Annotated in this window: 16 protein-coding genes; 7 read left to right on the top strand and 9 right to left on the bottom strand. The window is 73.6% G+C overall.

Features of this window, described 5'->3' with window-relative positions; translation table 11 throughout:
* Nucleotides 1-38: 38 nt before the first annotated feature.
* Nucleotides 39-326, top strand: coding sequence for a PLDc N-terminal domain-containing protein (locus AKI01S_RS29010; RefSeq protein ID WP_067824892.1), 288 nt, complete (start codon nucleotides 39-41; stop codon nucleotides 324-326).
* Between the two features lie 12 nt (nucleotides 327-338).
* Here AKI01S_RS29010 and ccsB read toward each other — a convergent pair whose 3' ends face one another.
* Genes ccsB through AKI01S_RS28985 form a run of 5 tightly spaced genes read right to left on the bottom strand, consistent with a single transcriptional unit; the run spans nucleotide 339 to nucleotide 5064 of the window.
* Entirely contained in the window at nucleotides 339-1346 is a 1008-nt protein-coding gene (ccsB, locus tag AKI01S_RS29005; protein ID WP_067824889.1) for a c-type cytochrome biogenesis protein CcsB, read from the bottom strand.
* A gap of 6 nt (nucleotides 1347-1352) precedes the next feature.
* The gene (gene resB, locus AKI01S_RS29000; RefSeq protein ID WP_067824887.1) at nucleotides 1353-3038 is read right to left on the bottom strand and encodes a cytochrome c biogenesis protein ResB; all 1686 of its coding nucleotides are present in this window, start codon (nucleotides 3036-3038) and stop codon (nucleotides 1353-1355) included.
* A 2-nt stretch (nucleotides 3039-3040) separates the two neighbouring features.
* Nucleotides 3041-3793 (bottom strand): cytochrome c biogenesis CcdA family protein, encoded by a 753-nt coding sequence (locus tag AKI01S_RS28995; protein WP_067824885.1) that lies wholly within the window; start codon nucleotides 3791-3793, stop codon nucleotides 3041-3043.
* Nucleotides 3793-4380, bottom strand: coding sequence for a TlpA family protein disulfide reductase (locus AKI01S_RS28990; protein ID WP_067824883.1), 588 nt, complete (start codon nucleotides 4378-4380; stop codon nucleotides 3793-3795). The genes AKI01S_RS28995 and AKI01S_RS28990 overlap by 1 nt, the downstream gene beginning before the upstream one ends.
* Before the next feature lie 45 nt (nucleotides 4381-4425).
* Nucleotides 4426-5064: a histidine phosphatase family protein gene (locus tag AKI01S_RS28985; RefSeq protein ID WP_067824881.1), complete on the bottom strand. Its 639-nt coding sequence runs from the start codon at nucleotides 5062-5064 to the stop codon at nucleotides 4426-4428.
* A 121-nt stretch (nucleotides 5065-5185) separates the two neighbouring features.
* On the opposite strand from AKI01S_RS28985, the gene AKI01S_RS28980 reads away from it, so the two are divergent.
* Entirely contained in the window at nucleotides 5186-6316 is a 1131-nt protein-coding gene (locus AKI01S_RS28980; RefSeq protein WP_067824879.1) for a hypothetical protein, read from the top strand.
* On the opposite strand, the gene AKI01S_RS28975 is transcribed toward AKI01S_RS28980, so the two are convergent.
* Nucleotides 6317-6934 carry a hypothetical protein gene (locus tag AKI01S_RS28975; RefSeq protein ID WP_067824877.1) on the bottom strand — a complete coding sequence of 206 codons (618 nt, stop codon included), beginning with the start codon at nucleotides 6932-6934 and terminating at the stop codon, nucleotides 6317-6319.
* Between the two features lie 17 nt (nucleotides 6935-6951).
* On the bottom strand, nucleotides 6952-8676 hold the full coding sequence (locus AKI01S_RS53740) for a serine/threonine-protein kinase (RefSeq protein ID WP_067824875.1): 1725 nt from the start codon (nucleotides 8674-8676) through the stop codon (nucleotides 6952-6954).
* Nucleotides 8677-8788: 112 nt separating this feature from the next.
* Here AKI01S_RS53740 and AKI01S_RS28965 point away from each other — a divergent pair, with 112 nt between their 5' ends.
* Together AKI01S_RS28965 and AKI01S_RS28960 are read left to right on the top strand one after the other, a co-directional pair.
* On the top strand, nucleotides 8789-10084 hold the full coding sequence (locus AKI01S_RS28965; RefSeq protein ID WP_157420221.1) for a protein kinase family protein: 1296 nt from the start codon (nucleotides 8789-8791) through the stop codon (nucleotides 10082-10084).
* Nucleotides 10085-10224: 140 nt separating this feature from the next.
* On the top strand, nucleotides 10225-10569 hold the full coding sequence (locus AKI01S_RS28960; RefSeq protein WP_067824871.1) for a DUF1801 domain-containing protein: 345 nt from the start codon (nucleotides 10225-10227) through the stop codon (nucleotides 10567-10569).
* Nucleotides 10570-10644: 75 nt separating this feature from the next.
* Here the strand turns inward: AKI01S_RS28960 and AKI01S_RS28955 are convergent, their stop codons facing one another.
* Nucleotides 10645-11544 carry a LysR family transcriptional regulator gene (locus AKI01S_RS28955; RefSeq protein WP_067824869.1) on the bottom strand — a complete coding sequence of 300 codons (900 nt, stop codon included), beginning with the start codon at nucleotides 11542-11544 and terminating at the stop codon, nucleotides 10645-10647.
* A gap of 73 nt (nucleotides 11545-11617) precedes the next feature.
* On the opposite strand from AKI01S_RS28955, the gene AKI01S_RS28950 reads away from it, so the two are divergent.
* Nucleotides 11618-12538: an EamA family transporter gene (locus AKI01S_RS28950; protein ID WP_067824940.1), complete on the top strand. Its 921-nt coding sequence runs from the start codon at nucleotides 11618-11620 to the stop codon at nucleotides 12536-12538.
* A 5-nt stretch (nucleotides 12539-12543) separates the two neighbouring features.
* A complete protein-coding gene (locus tag AKI01S_RS28945) occupies nucleotides 12544-13398 on the top strand; it encodes a dihydrodipicolinate synthase family protein (RefSeq protein ID WP_067824867.1) in 855 nt (284 codons plus the stop codon).
* A 69-nt stretch (nucleotides 13399-13467) separates the two neighbouring features.
* Here AKI01S_RS28945 and hemL read toward each other — a convergent pair whose 3' ends face one another.
* On the bottom strand, nucleotides 13468-14763 hold the full coding sequence (gene hemL / locus AKI01S_RS28940; protein ID WP_084000352.1) for a glutamate-1-semialdehyde 2,1-aminomutase: 1296 nt from the start codon (nucleotides 14761-14763) through the stop codon (nucleotides 13468-13470).
* Nucleotides 14764-14967: 204 nt separating this feature from the next.
* Between hemL and AKI01S_RS28935 the strand changes: the two genes are divergently transcribed.
* A partial coding sequence (locus tag AKI01S_RS28935) for a serine/threonine-protein kinase (protein ID WP_169814032.1) occupies nucleotides 14968-16007 on the top strand: 1040 nt, incomplete at its 3' end.

Here is a 16007-nt window from a genome sequence, read left to right as displayed (position 1 = left end):
GCGTCATCCCCGCCGGTCACACGCACTACCCTCGGGGCATGGCGTATGCGCTGCTCGCCCTGATCCTCGTCGGAGTATGGCTGTTCTGCCTGTTCGACGTGCTCACGACCGACGAGGCGGACATCCGCCTGCTGCCGAAGTTCGGCTGGTTCCTGGCGGTGCTGCTGTTCAGCCTGCCGGCGGCGGTGCTGTGGCTGGTGCTCGGCCGCCCCCGCCGCCCGGTGCCCGCGACGCAGGAGGGGCCGCCGCCCGGGGCCCCGAAGGGCCCGGACGACGACCCCGACTTCCTGCGCGACCTGGACCGCCGGATCCACGGCGAGGACTAGCGGCCCGGAGGGTCAGACGTTCGCCACGGTCTCCACGACCGCCGTCGGCGCGGGGGCCGCGTACGTGTGCAGGCCCTGGAACATGTAGTTCACGCCGAAGAAGTTGAACAGCAGGCACGCGAACGCGACCAGCGACAGCACCGCGGCCCGGCGGCCCCGCCACCCGGCCGTGGCGCGGGCGTGCAGGTACGCGGCGTAGGCGATCCAGGTGATGAACGACCAGATCTCCTTGGGGTCCCAGCCCCAGTAGCGGCCCCACGCCTCGTCGGCCCAGATCGCGCCCATGATGATCGCGGCGGTCCAGATCGGGAACGCGAACATCGTCACCCGCAGCGCCAGCCGGTCCAGGTTCCCGGCGGACGGCAGGTGCGCCCAGAAGCCGTCGCCCACCGCGCCGCGCGCCTCGCGGGGGGCCTTGAGCAGGTACAGGATCGTCGCCACGCCCGCCACGGTGAACGCGCCGGTCGCGATGATCGCGGCGGAGACGTGGATGGCGATCCAGTAGGAGTTCAGCGCCGGGCGGACCGGGCCGACCTCCTGGTAGAGCCAGATGTTGGCGCCGCCGAGCGCCATCACCACCGCGACCATGACGAACGCGCCGAGGAACCGGGCCTGGAAGCGCCACAGGCACACCAGGTAGGCGGTGACGGCGGCGAACGCGATGGCGGTGAGGAACTCGTACATGTTCGCCCACGGCCAGTGGCTCGCCGCCAGCCCGCGCGTGATCAGGACGCCGAGGTGGGCGGCCCAGCCGAGGACGTTCAGCAGGACCGCGAAGCGGCCCCAGTCCCGGCCCCCGGCCTGCTCGACGGCGGCGGCCGGGGCGGGGGCGCTCTCGTCCCCGCCGCCCTCGCCCCCGCCGACGGTGGCCAGGACCTTCTTCTCGGCCACCGCGTCGGCGGTCCGGCGCCTGCCGCCGAAGCCGAGGTCGGCCGCGTACGCCACCATCGCGATGATGTACAGCACGACGGTGGTCAACATGAGCTTGTCGCTCAGGTTCGCGAGGTCGGTGCTACTCAACCCTCGTCACTCCTTGGATTCGGTGTCCGGCGCGGTTTCCCCGGCACCGGATCCGTCCGGCCCGCGCTCCTCGCCGCCCCGCAGGGCGGCCACTATCTCGTCGAACTCCGGCGTCGGGTGCCCGAGGGTGAGGCCGCCGACCTCCACCACGGTACGCCCGTCGTCCCCGGCGGCCGCCCGCACCCACACCCGGCGGCGGCGCACCATGAACGAGGCGACCACGCCCACCACCGCCAGGATCGCCGCGATCAGCGCGGGCATCCGGCCGGGGTCGTGGTTGACCGACAGGGTCGTCCACTCCCGGACCCCGTCGAAGGTGATGCTGCCCGCGCCCTCGGGCAGCTTGAAGGTCTGGCCGGGCCTGAGCAGCTGGCGGCCGTCCTTGACCATCTTCAGGCTCTTGCCGAGGCCCTCCAGCTTGTAGACCGACTGCGGGGTGCCCGAGTCCAGGCCGACGTCGCCCTTGAACGAGGCGATCGACACCACCGGCCGGAGCGGGGCGGGCCACCCGGACTCGATCTGGTCGCCCTTCTTGGCGGGCACGGCGGTCGGCCACAGGACCGCGTAGAACGCCAGCTGCTCGGGCTCGGCGTCCGGGGCCTTGATCACGCCCTCGGAGGTGTAGTTGACCTGCTCCATCGGCAGGAACGGCACGGCGTCCTGGAACGCGATGTTCCCCTTGGCGTCGCGGACCGTGAAGACCGGCGCGTAGCCGTGGTTGAGCAGGTAGACCTTCGCGCCGCCGACGGAGAGCGGGTGGTTGACCTTCAGGTGGTAGGTCTTCTCCGGCCCGTCCGGGGTCTCCCGGAACCGCATCCGGGCGTCGTAGTCGGTGGCCTGCCCCTTGTTGGGGCCCTCCCTGGTCTCGTAGGTCGCCTTGAAGTCGTCCAGGGCCAGCGAGAACGGCGCGAGCCCGTCGGTGTCGAACCAGCGTCCCGGCTTGAACTGGTCGTAGTGGCTGAGCGAGTTCGCGAACGTCTTGCCCTCGGTGACCAGGATGTCGCCCCGGTAGCCGAACAGGTTGCCGACGCCGAGCGCGAACAGCAGCGCCAGCAGCGCCAGGTGGAAGAGCAGGTTGCCGGTCTCGCCGAGGTAGCCCTTCTCGGCGGCGACCGACCCGTCGCCGGCGTCGACGCGGAACCGCCGCTCGCGCAGCAGCGCGCGGGCCTCCGCCAGGACCTCCTCGGGGGAGGCGTCGGTCTCGTGGCGGGCGTGCTGCGGGAGCCGCCCGAGGTTGCGGGGGGCCGCCGGGGGCCGCGCCCGCATGGCCCGGTAGTGCTTGACCGCGCGCGGCAGCACGCAGCCCGCCAGCGACACGAACAGCAGGATGTAGATCGCCGCGAACCACGGGGCGGCGAACACGTCGAACAGCGAGAGCTTGTCCAGCCACGGGGCCAGCGTCTTGTGCTTCTCGAAGTACTCGGCGACCTTCTCGGGGGCCTGGCCGCGCTGGGGCAGGATCGACCCCGGCACCGAGCCCAGCGCCACCAGGAACAGCAGGATCAGCGCGGTCCGCATCGTGGTGAGCTGCCGCCAGCCCCACCGCAGCCAGCCGACCAGGCCGATCCCCTTGGGCCGGGGCGTCTCCGCGGCGGCCTGCCGTCCGGCGGGCGCGGCGGTGGCGGCCTCGTCGCCGGTCTCCTCCGCGGCCGTCCGTGCGGCCGTCTCCACGTTCTCGGGCGTCTTCGCCATGCTCAAATCACCGTCTCGAAGCCGCTGATCCACGACCTCATCTGGAGCGAAAGCTCGTTCCACAGTCCGGTCACCAGCAGGAGGCCCAGCAGCACGAGCATCCCGCCGCCGATCCGCGTCACGAGCAGGTAGTGGCGCCGGACCACGCCGAACGCCCCCAGCATCCGCCGGTAGGCCACCGCCGCCAGCAGGAACGGCACGCCCAGCCCCAGACAGTACGCCAGCGACAGCAGCATCCCGCGCCCGGCGCTGGCCTCGGTCAGCGACAGCCCCTGCACCGCGGCCAGCGTGGGGCCGATGCACGGCGTCCAGCCGAGCGCGAACAGCATGCCCAGCAGCGGCGCGCCCGCCATCCCGGCGGCGGGCGTCCGGCCCGACTTCACGGTCCGCTGGAGTCCCGGGACCAGCCCCATGAACACCAGCCCGAACACGATGGTCAGCACGCCCATCACGCGCGTGATGGGGTCCTGGTACTCCACCAGCAGCCGGCCGAGCCCGCCGAAGACCGCCCCGTAGGAGACGAACACCAGCGTGAACCCGGCCACGAACAGCGCGACCCCGGCCAGCAGGCGTCCCCGGCGTTCCTCGGCCAGGTCCGCGCCGCTCATCCCGGTCACGTACGACAGGTAGCCCGGCACCAGCGGGAGCACGCACGGCGAGGCGAACGACACCAGCCCGGCCAGCGCCGCCAGCGGAGCCGCCGCCAGCAACGACCCGCCGGTGACGGTCTCCTGCACCCCCGCCGCGAGAACCACTACTTCTCCGCCAGGACCTTCGCGACGAGCGGGTTCAGCTTGGAGTAGGTGGTCGCGCCGAGGATGCGCACGGCGATACGGCCCTGCTTGTCCAGGACGAGGGTGCTGGGGATGGCGTTCGGGGGCACCTCCCGGAAGCCCAGCCCGATCCTGCCGTCGGCGTCGTGGAAGCTGGGGTAGGTGACCTTGAACTTGCGCTCGAAGGCCTTGGCGTTCTCGGCGGAGTCCTTGAAGTTGACCCCGAGGAACTCCACGCCCTTGCCCTTGTTCTCGGTGTAGACCTGCTCCAGCGAGGGGGCCTCGCCGCGGCACGGCGCGCACCAGGACGCCCAGAAGTTGACGACGACGACCTTGCCCCTGAGGTCGGCGAGGCTCACCTGCCTGCCGTCCAGGGTCGCGCCGGACGCCACCGGGGCGGGCTTGCGCTCGGCGGCGGCGATCTGGGTGGTGCTCCCGTCCCCGGCGACGAAGCGGGTGCCGCCGGCGGCGGCGTCGCCGGACGCGCCGTTCCCGGCGCAGCCCGACAGCACGCCGACCAGCGCGGCGACCCCGACGGAAGCCCGTGCGAAGGAGATGCGGGGGTTCAACGGACCCTCCTACTACAAGACGTAGTACTCAATGTAGTGGCCGGGTCAGGCGCCCGCGACACCGGTCCCCTTGCCCATCCCCCCGCAGGGGTCGGCATAGGCGACCTCGACCAGCCGGTTGTCCTCGAACGTCAGGGTGGTGATGCTGGCCAGCCCGCACTCGCGGCGGCCCGGGTGGTGCCACAGCCGCTTCTTCTCGGCGAAGCACCGCAGCGTCCAGATCGGCAGCTGGTGGCTGACGCACACCGCCTCGTGCCCGCGCGCGGCCTCGCGCGCCCGGATCACGGCCGACTTCATCCGCTCCGCGATCTCCCGGTAGGGCTCGCCCCACGACGGCCGGAACGGGTTGTACAGGTGCCGCCAGTGCTCGGGGCGGCGCAGCGACCCCGCCCCCACCCCGAAGGTGAGGCCCTCGAAGTGGTTGCCGGCCTCGATCAGACGGTCGTCCACCGTCACCGGCAGCTCGAACGCGGCGGCCAGCGGCGCGGCCGTCTCCAGCGCCCGCTGCATCGGCGAGGAGAACAGCGCGGTCACGTCCCGTTCGGCGAACCACTCGGCGGCGGCCTTGGCCATCCGCACCCCGTCCTCACTGAGGCGGTAACCGGGCAGCCGTCCGTAGAGAACGCCCTGGGGATTGTGCACCTCACCGTGCCGCAGCAGGTGAACGATCGTCGTGTCACTCATGGCGTCGCCAGGGTACCCGCGCCCACCTGTGCACCGATCCCCGCCTTCGGGCGTCCTGACCTTGTTCGATCACTCGCCTCCGGCGGATCGGACATTCCCCGTCCCCTCCCGGAAAGCCCCCATGCACAAGATCATCTCTCGCGCCGCCCTCGGCACCGCCGCCGCAGCCCTCGCCGCGACGCTCCTCCCGGCCTCCCCCGCCCTCGCGGCGGACCCGAAGTGGCGGCTGTTCCAGGTGAACACCGCCAAGGTCGTCGGCTCCGACGTCAACCAGATCAACGACGTCGCCGCGGTGAACACCAAGGACGTCTGGGCCGTCGGCGACGTCGAGCGCGGCAACCTCGACCACTCGGTCGCCCAGCGCTGGAACGGCCGCAAGTGGGTCGCCACCACGCTGCCCAAGGAGTTCCGCAGGTCGAGCAGCTCCAAGTGGAACAACCAACTGCACGTGGTGACCGCCTCCAGCGCCAAGAACGCCTGGGCGTTCGGCACCAGCAGGGCGGGCGGCAGCGCCCGTCACCTGTACGCCCTGCGCTGGGACGGCAAGGCGTGGAAGTCCCAGAAGCGCTGGAAGACCGACGACTGGTTCACCGACGCGGTCACCTTCGGTCCCAAGGACGTGTGGGCGTTCGGCGAGAACCTGGATTCCGCCTGGCACTACAACGGCAGGAGCTGGACGCGGACGAAGCTCCCCGGCTTCTCCATCGAGAAGGTCAGCGCCCTGTCGCCCACCGACATCTGGGCCGTGGTGAACAGCGGCTCCAGCAAGGGCGTCGCCCGCTATGACGGCAAGACCTGGCGGCGGGTGCCGCTGCCGCAGATCGCCGACGACATGTTCAGCGGCCCCGAGTACATGACGGTCCACGCCCGGTCCGCCAAGGAGGTCTGGCTGGGCGGCGGGCGGAACGTCCGCGTGAACGGCGAGATGGTGCAGTACCCGATCGCGCTGCGCTGGGACGGCAAGACCTGGCAGCGCTTCGACGGTCCGCGCAACGGCTATTGGAACGCCGGACTGAACTCGCTGCTGCCCGACGGCAAGGGCGGCTTCTGGGCCGTGCGCAACGAGCAGGACGTCGTGCGCTTCAGCGGCGGCAAGTGGACCGCCACGGCCCTGCCCAAGGTCAAGGGCAAGCGGACCGTCGCGCGCGACCTGTTCACGATCCCCGGCAGCACCTCGCTGTGGGCCACCGGCCTGCTGAAGTGGGGCGGCTACCCGGCCACCAACGGTGTGATCCTCAAGTACTCCCGCTGATCAGGGCGTCCCGTTGGCGCGGGTCCAGTCGTGGCGTTCCAGGAAGTCGCGCTCGTCGGTGGCGTACTCCCGAAACGCCCGCTGGATCTCGGCCAGGTCCGCCACGCGGGTGCGGTAGATCACGCCCTCGCCGCTGTCCTTGTACTCCAGCTCGTAGCCGCCCTCCTCGGGCGACACCTGCACGAAGTGGCGGCCGAACACCACCAGCGCGACGAACGGGTTGCCGGGGCCGAGCCGGGCCAGCGCGTCGTGGACCAGCGGCAGGTCCGGGTCGACGACGATCATCCCGTCGCCGGTGTGCAGCTGCATGCCCTGATAGGCGCTGCGCGGGCCGAGGTTGTGCACGAGTTCGCGGTCGGGGTCGTAGGTGACCAGCCCGTGCGCGCGGGCCAGCGCGTACACCTCGGTGGAGATCTCGTCGACCTGCTCGGGCGTCATGCGCACCCGCGCGTACCGCGTCCCCGCCGACTCGACCCGCACCTCGGGCCGCAGCGCCCCGAACTCCCTGACGAACTCGCCCACCGCCGGATGCGGTTCGAGCGCGTCGGGCTCGCGCGCGGCGGCCTCCTCCCGGGTGACCGCACCGGGTTCATGCCAGACCAGCAGCTCGAACGTCATGTCCCCATGATCCCCGATCAGTAGCGGGTGGCGGACACGTGGGCGGCGACGCGCTGCACGATCCGGTCCCGGTCGGCCTTCGCCATCGGCTTCCCGGCCACCGACTGGAGGAACCAGTGGGTGAGCGCGGCGGTGCAGACGGCCTCCCTGGCCTTCGGCATCGCACAGTTGATCACGTTGGGCATGCCGTCGGAGCCCATCAGCGCCATCGTCACCGCCACGTAGGGCGAGCGCAGCTCGGGGGACGCGGCGCCGCCGAACCGGCCCGCGAGCACCGCCCGCAGCCCCGGGACGCCGGTGGGCACCCGCCGCCGCCCGGTCAGGTCCGACGTGCAGCCCGGGACCTTGGCGGCCTCCGGCGACTCGGGGAAGTAGGTGCAGGCCATCGAGGCGATGTTGCCGACGGAGAACTGCAACGGCCGGCTCACGCTCCCGGTGCGCGCGTCCCCGACCTCCACCGCGCCGCCGGTGACGCCCGTCGACTTCGAGCACCCCCGCTCCGCCGGGCCGATCAGGTACCGGCCGTCCACCCGGTACACGGCCGCGCCCTCCGGCAGCCGCACCTGCTCGGGCAGCCGGACCGGCGCGGGCCGGTCCTTCGGCGTCAGGTCCCGGCCCATCACGTCCGTGACCGTGCAGTTCTGGACGGAGACGAGCGCCGCCGCCGGCGTCGTCCGGACCGGCCGGGGCGGCGCGGTCTCGGCCGTCACCTGCCGGACGGCGACGGCCCCGCCCGCGACGAGCACCGCCGTGCCCGCGCCGACCGCGACCTTGCCGGTCACCGTCGCCAGGAACCCCTTGCCCGCGACCGCCGCCTGCCCGCCCGCCGCGGTCCCGGCGGCCCCGGCGGTGGCGCCGGTCCCGGCGGGGGCGAGGGTCCAGGCCGCCAGCGGGAACAGCGCCGCCAGCCCGGCGGCCGACACCGCCAGGGCCCGCACGCCCCGCTCCTCCCAGCCGGGGCCGTAGGTACCGGCGGCGACGCGTTCGAGCTCGGCGACGAAGTCGGCCGCGCTCGCCGGGCGCTCGCCGGGGTCCTTGGCCATGCCGTGCGCGACCAGCGGCCGGAGCGCCTCGGGAACGTCCTCGACCGGCGCCGGCCGGGCCAGGTGGGCGGCGCGGAGCTGGTCGCGCGTTCCGGCGTAGGGGCGGTGTCCCGTGACGCACTCCACGAACACGCAGGTCGCGGCGTACACGTCGGTCGCCGGGGTCGCCGTGTGCCGGGTCCACTGCTCCGGGGCCATGTAGTACGGCGTCCCGGCCCCGCCCGCCTCCCGGCCCGCCGGGGCCGCGATGCCGAAGTCGACCAGCTTGCTGCGCCCGTCGGCCGGGACGACCACGTTGGCGGGCTTGTAGTCCCGGTGGACGACCCCGAGCGCGTGCGCGGCGGCCAGGCCCAGCAGCGATCCCTTGAGGACGCTCAGCGCCGCCTCCGGGGCGAGGCTCCCCTGCCGCTCCAGCACGGTCTTCAGCGAGACGCCGTCCACCGCCTCCATGATGATCGCCGCGCCCTGCCCGCTCTCGACGAGCCGGTACAGCCGCGCCACGTGCGGGCTGTCGGCGCGGGCGAGCATCCGCGCCTCGTGCTTCAGGCGCTCCCGCGCCTCCGCGTCCGCGCCCGCCGCCACGTACTTGATCGCCACCGGGGCGCCCGACCCGTCATGCCGGGCCAGCACCACCCGTCCCTGCGCCCCCTCGCCGAGGGTCCGCACCTCGGTGTATCCGGCGACCCGCCACCGCGTCACGACCGTCCTCCTCCACCACGACGGAACGAACCTAACGAACACCGTCCGGATTGAGGTGATCGCGGACCGAGCCCCGGCGGGGCCGGGTGCGTACCACCGTGGGGAGGTCCCAGTGGAAGCAGGATTTCGGTTTGATGACCGGTACCGGCTGGAGCGGCGGATCGGGTCCACGCGGGTGTGGTGCGGACGGGACGAGCTGCTGGACCGGCGGGTCGTGGTCCGGTTCGTCGGCGACGAGCGGCCGTCGCCGGCGCTGCGGCGGCACGTCCAGGTGCGGGCGCGGTCCGTCGCCCGCCTCTCGCACCCGGGGGTGACGCGGATCTACGACTACGGCGAGGTGATGCTCCCCGGCGGCGGCGTCCGGCCCTACGTCGTCTCCGAGATGGTCGCCGGGGAGTCGCTGGAGGAGCGGCTCGGCCGCGCGGGGCTCGGCGCGGCCGAGGCCGTCATGGTGTGCGAGAGGGTCGCCGAGGCGCTGGCCGCCGCGCACGCCGAGGGCATCGCGCACGGCGGGCTGACGGCGGACGACGTCCGGCTGGCCGACGGGGGCGTGAAGCTGCTCGGGTTCGAACGCGAGGTGGCGGGGGCCTCGGTGGCCGAGGACCTGGCGGCCCTGCGGACGATCATGGGCCGCTGCTCGGCCGGGGGCGCGGAGGTCCTGGACGGGCTGCGCGAGCGGTGCCGGTCGAACGCGGTGTCCAGCGCGGAGGTCGCCGACGCGCTGGCGGAGGCGCGCGAGCGCGCCGAGCGGGCCGAGCAGGCCGAGCGCGCCGAACGCGCGGCGTGGGCGGAACGGGACGTCCCGGCGCCCGCGCCGGTGCCGCCGCGGCGGCGGTCCAGCCGGCGGTCGCGGCTGGTCACGCTCGTGGCGGCCGCGGCGCTGGTCGCGGTCGCGGCGGTGCCGCTGGCGACGGTCACCGAGACGCTGCGCGTGTCGGCCCCGATGGACGGCGCGGCGGTGCCGCCCGAGGTCTATCGGCGGGCCTCCCCGACTCCGTCCGAGACCCCCGCGGCGACGGAGACTCCGACGGAGACGCCCACGGAGACGCCCTCGGGGACGCCCACGGAGGACCCCACGCCGGAGGAGCCGGAGGAGAGCGCGGACGCCCCGCGCGACGACGTCACCGCCGAGGCCCTGGAACGGACGCTGCGCTCCATCAACATCGGCCTGGAGCGCGGCGAGATCCGGCCCCATGTCGGCAACCTGCTGGCCACCCGCGCCGGCCTGCTGCTCAACCAGGTCTCCGCCGGACAGGACCAGGACGTCGGGCGGCAGGTCGCGGTCCTGCGGGCGATCATCGCGCAGCGGACGCCGCACGACATCACGCCCGAACGCGCGCTCCGGCTGTCCGAGCCCCTGAGGGAGATCTCCACGGTTCGGCTCACCCACGCGCGGACCCCCGGCTGACCTGCCGCTGGGCTGCGGCGGCACCGGCGCGAAAAACTTTCCGGAAAAAGTCCGGCCGCGATGTCGATCAGGGCGCGGGGCGTTCGACGCAGGGGTGACGGCGGCCCGAGGGCGGGCCGCCCCGACCGAAGGAGAGCCCCATGGCCAAGTTCGCCACCGTCGCCGAGTACGTCGCCTCCCTGCCCGCCGGGCAGCAGGAGATCGCCGGGCGACTGCTGCCGGTCGTCGAGGAGGCGTTCGGCGCGGGCGCGATGTTCCACGGGCACCCGGTGTGGAAGGTCGGCGGTAACCCGGTCGTGCTGGTGAAGGCGTACGGCCGGTACGTGACGTTCGGGTTCTGGAAGGGGCAGCGGATCGAGGACGCGTCCGGGCGGCTGGAGGCGGGCGCGCGCGAGATGGCGTCGGTGAAGCTGCACTCGCCCGCCGACGTGGACGCCGAGCTGTTCCGGGGCTGGCTGGAGCGGGCCGCGGCCCTCGAAGGCTGAACGCGACCGCCCGCCGGTCCACGGGCTGGCCCACCACGGGCCGGTCCACCACGGGCCGGTCCACCACGGGCGGGTCTACAGGGCGGCGGCCACCGCGCGCAGCGCCGCCAGCGCCGCCCGGATCGCCGGGCGGCGGGCGGCCTCGGCGCGCCAGATCGCGTAGACGCGGCGGGTCAGCGCCGGTTCGAGGGGGACGATCGCCACGTCCGGCGGAACGTCGCACCGCCCCAGCCGGGGCAGGATCGCGTTGCCGAGACCGGCGGAGACCAGCGCGAGCTGGGTCGGGATCTCGTAGGCCATGTGGTCGATGCGCGGCTCGGCGTCGATCCCGCGCAGGGTGTGGCGCAGCCAGTTGCAGCAGATCGTGTCGGCCGCGGAGCTGATCCACGGGTCGCCCGCCAGCTCCTTGAGCTCGATCCTCTCGCGGTCGGCCAGGCAGTGGCCGGGCGGCAGCGCGACGTCGGCGACGTCGTCGAGGATGGAGCCCTTCTGCAGCCCCTCGGCGAGGGGGAGGAGCTCGTTGTCCCAGTCCTGCACGACGGCCATGTCCAGGTCGCCGCGCGCGACCAGGGGCATGCTCTGCAGCGGGTCCACCTCGTGCGTCAGCACCCGCAGGCCGGGATGGTCGGTGGCGAGCGAGGTCAGCGCGGCGGGCAGCAGCCCCCGGGCGGCGGTGGGGAACGCGGCCAGGGTGAGCTGCCCGACGACCGCGCCCCGGTGGGCCTCCAGGTCGGCCTGGGCCTGCTCGACCAGGGAGAGGATGCGGTCGGCGTGCTCGACGAGGAGCTGGGCGGCGTCGGTGAGGCGCACCCCGCGGCCGTTGCGCTCCAGGAGCTTCTGACCGGTCTCCCGCTCCAGCTTGGCGAGCTGCTGGGAGACGGCGGAGGTGGTGACGTGCAGGACGTCGGCGGCGGCGGAGACCGAGCCGTAGGTGGCCACCGAGTGCAGGGCGCGCAGCCGTTCCAGGTCGAGCATGAAGCGATACTAAAGCGAATTGTCAAGGAGATCTAGCTTGTCCTAAACCGTGGGGCTCGCGACGATCGGAGTCATGCATCCCCGACACGTCCTGCTGGCGGCCTGCGTCGCCGCGCTGTGGGGCTTCAACTTCGTCCCGATCAAGGTGGGCCTGGCGGACTTCCCGCCGCTGCTGTTCGCCGCCCTGCGGTTCACCGCCGCGGCACTGCCCGCCGTGTTCTTCGTGCGGCGGCCCCCGGTGGCGGCGCGCTGGCTGTGGCTGGTCGGGCTCCCCCTCGGCGTCGGCCAGTTCGGACTGCTGTTCCTGGGGATGCGCCTCGGGATGCCCGCCGGCCTGTCGTCGGTGGTGGTCCAGACGTCGGCGCTGTTCACCGCCCTGTTCGCGGCCGTGCTGCTGCGCGAGCGGCTCACCGGCCCGCTGCTCGCCGGGATGGCCGTGGCGTTCACCGGCGTCGGCATGCTGGGCGCCGCGCAGGCGGGCGGACGGGGCGGCACCGCCCTGGCGTTCGCGCTGTGCGTCGCCTCCGCCGTCATGTGGGGCCTGGCCAACATCGCCATGCGGCGCATGAGCCAGACCGCCACCGAACCCGTCGACAGCTTCGGGTTCATGGTCTGGATGTCGCTGGTCCCGCCGGTCCCGCTGTTCGCCCTGTCGCTGGTCTTCGAGGGGCCCGGGGCGATCGCGGACACGCGCGTCACCTGGGGCGGGCTCGCGTCGCTGGCCTACATCGCCTACGTGTCCACGCTGGTCGGGTTCGGGGTGTGGGGCTGGCTGATGAAGCGCTACGCGGCCGGGACCGTCGCCATGTACTCGCTGCTGGTGCCGCCGTTCGGGCTGCTGTCGGCGGTGCTGGTGCTGGGCGAGCGCGTCGACGCGTTCCGGATGCTGGCCGCCGCGCTGATCGTCAGCGGCGTCGCGATCGCCAGCGTCCGCCTCCGCCGGGTCCCCGCGCCCGCGCCCGCCGCCGTTCCCGAGCCCGCCCCCACGAGGTGACCCCCATGCACGGCATCCACGTCGCCCTGGTGACGCCCTTCACGTCCGGTGGCGGGATCGACGCCAAGTCCCTCGACCGCCTCGCCCGGCACTGCCTGGACCACGGCGCGTCCGGCCTGGTCGCGCTCGGCACCACCGGCGAGGGCCCGCTGCTCACCGACGCCGAGCGCCGCACGGTGCTGGACGTCTGCCGCGCCGTCGCGATCGAGTACGGCGTCCCGCTCACGGTCGGCGCGGGCACGATGGGCACCGCCGACACGATCGCCCAGGCCCGCGAACGCGCCCTGTACGCCGACGCGCTACTCACCGTGGTCCCCTACTACCTGCGGCCCTCCGACGACGCGGTGGTGGACCACTTCGCGGCGGTCGGCGCGGCGGTCGACGTCCCGCTGCTGGTCTACGACGTCCCGTACCGGACCGGGAAGCACCTGCCGGCCGAGACGCTGCTGCGGCTGCTGGACCTGGACGCGGTCACCGGCGTCAAGCACTGCCCCGGCGGGATCGGCCGCGACACGCTGGCACTGCTGGCCTCCGGAACGTCCAAGGCCGTCCTGTGCGGCGACGACCCGTACGTGTACCCGATGCTGCGGCTGGGAGCGGCGGGCGCGATCGCCGCGTCGGCGTGCCTGGCCCCGGCGGCGTTCGCCGCGCTCGACACCACCTGCGGCCCGTCGCTCCACCACACGCTGGTGCCGCTGACGGAGGCGCTGTTCGCCGAGCCCTCCCCGGCCGTGCTGAAGGCGTGCCTGGCGGCCCGGGGCCTGATCGACGACCCCGGCGTGCGCGCGCCGATGGCCCCGCCCCGCCAGGAGAACGTCCGGCGGGCGCTGGGCGCGCTGCGGGCGCTGGACGAGCGCTGAGACGGCCCCGGCTCCACGGGGCGGCGCGGGCCGCCCCAGCGGCCGTCTCAGCGCCTTCCCGGCGCCGTCTCAGCGCTGGGCCTCGGCGGCGGCGCGGGCCGCGTGCGGGAGGACGTCGAGGATGCGGTTGATCGCCGTGTCGTCGTGCGCCGCCGACAGGAACCACACCTCGTAGGCCGACGGCGGCAGGTACACGCCCCGCTCCAGCGCCGCGTGGAAGAACGCCGCGTACGCCTTGACGTCCTGCTTCTGCGCCGCGGTGAAGTCGCGGACCTCCTCGCCCGTGAAGAACACCGAGAACAGGTTCCCGGCGACCTGGAGGCGGTGCGCGACGCCCTCCTTCAGCAGCGCCTCCGACGCCGCGCGCGACACGACCGCGGCGGCGTTGTCGATGGCGGCGTACACGTCGTCGGTGGCGTTGCGCAGGGTCGCCAGGCCCGCCGCCGTCGCCAGGGGGTTCCCCGACAGGGTGCCCGCCTGGTACACCGGCCCGGCCGGGGCGAGGTGCCCCATGACGTCGGCGCGCCCGCCGAACGCCGCCGCCGGCAGCCCGCCGCCCATCACCTTCCCGAACGTCATCAGGTCGCCCGCCACGCCCTCGGCGCCGTACCAGCCCGACCGCGTGGCGCGGAACCCCGTCAGCACCTCGTCGACGACCAGCAGCGCGCCGTTCTGCCCGCACAGGCGCTTGAGCAGGGCGTTGAAGTCCGGCAGCGGCGGGACCACGCCCATGTTGCACGGCACCGCCTCGGTGATCACACAGGCGATCTCGTGGCCGTGCTCGGCGAACGCCTGCTCGACGGCCGCCACGTCGTTGTAGGGCAGCACGATCGTGTCGGCGGTGGTCGCGCCGGTCACGCCCGGGGTGTCGGGCAGCGCCAGCGTCGCCACGCCGGACCCGGCGGCGGCCAGCAGCGCGTCCACGTGCCCGTGGTAGCAGCCCGCGAACTTCACGACCCGGCTGCGGCCGGTGAAGCCGCGCGCCAGCCGGATCGCCGACATGGTCGCCTCGGTGCCCGAGTTGACCAGCCGCACCTGCTCGACCGGCGTGCGGTCGACGATCTCCTCGGCCAGCTCCACCTCGCCGGGGGTGGGCGCGCCGTAGGAGGTGCCGCGCGCGGCGGCCTGCTGGACCGCCTCCACCACGGCCGGGTGCGCGTGCCCGAGGATCATCGGGCCCCACGAGCAGACCAGGTCGACGTACTCGTTCCCGTCGGCGTCGGTGAGGTACGGGCCACGGGCCGAGGTGAGGAAACGCGGGGTCCCGCCCACCGCCAGGAAGGCCCGGACCGGCGAGTTCACCCCACCCGGAACCACCCGATTCGCCCGATCGAACAACTGCTGGGAGACTTCGTAGTCGGTCACCGCACCAGTCTGTCAGTTGCAGTTCGGTGACTGCCCTTGACCTCGCCTGCTACGAGCCGATATTCCACCAAAGTGGTGTGTGCGACCCATCGGTGACCGGGCTCTCGGATGGGCGTGGATCGCTGGCAGCGCAACGAGCGGGACAATAGACGGCGCAGCGGACATCACAACAGCAGAACTCAGCGGGCAGCGGGCGTCACGGCAGTGGCAGGAGCACACGACCGGGTGTGCGACGCCCCCGGCACCGGCCGTATCGGGAGGGATGGCACGCAGGTGGTCAACGGCTGGACGGTCCCGGGCTTCACGCACTCCCAGGAGCTCGGCGGCGGCACCGCGGGCCGGGTGGTGCTGGCCGTGGACGACGTCACCCAGACCCAGGTCGCGATCAAGTACCTGGACGCGCGGCTGGACGGGGACGAGGCGTTCATGTCGCGCTTCCGGCTCGTCGCGCGGCGGCTGTCGCAACTGGAGGACCCCAACGTCGTCGACTTCTTCGACTTCGTGGAGTCCCCCAACGGCACCGCGATCGTGATGGAACGCGCCGAGGGCGTCACGCTGCGCCGCGTGCTTGCCGCCAAGGGCCCCACCGGGCCGCTGGCGGCGCTGTCGGCGCTCGGCGGGGTGCTGCTGGGCCTGGCCGCCGCCCACGAGCGCGACATCGTGCACGGCGCGGTCCGGCCCGCCAACATCATGATCGACCCGACCGGCGACGAGCACGGCGGCGGGCTGCCCGCCGGCAACACCCGGCTCACCGACTTCGCGCTGGCCCCCGCCGGCGCCGAGGCCGCCAACGGGCCCGCCTACGCCGCGCCGGAGCTGTGGGACGGCGGGGCCGCGACGGTCGCCTCCGACCTGTACGCCGCCACGGCCGTGTTCTTCGAGTGCCTGACGGGACGGCCGCCGTTCACCGGCCGGTCCCAGTCGGCGCTGGCCAAGGCGCACCGCGAGGCCCCGATCCCGGTCGACGGGGTCCCCGGCCCGCTGCACGACCTGATCAACCAGGGGCTGGCCAAGGACCCCGAGAAGCGCCCGGCCTCGGCCGCCGACTTCCTCGGCATGGTCGAGGACGCCGCCGTCGAGGCCTACGGGCCCGCCTGGGAGGCGCAGGGCCGGAGCCGCCTGGTCGAGCTGGCCCGCGAGGCCGCCAAGGCGCCCGAGCCCAAGCCGTCCCGCTCCTCGGGCCGCACCGCCGTCCGCCCCGCCTCCGCGCCCGCCCGGCGCGGGCGCCGGGGCCGCGTCCTGGT

This window comes from Actinomadura kijaniata NBRC 14229, assembly GCF_001552175.1.
GTDB lineage: Bacteria > Actinomycetota > Actinomycetes > Streptosporangiales > Streptosporangiaceae > Spirillospora > Spirillospora kijaniata.
The sequence above is the reverse complement of the archived record's forward strand: the minus strand, read 5'-3'. Positions and strand labels throughout refer to the sequence as shown.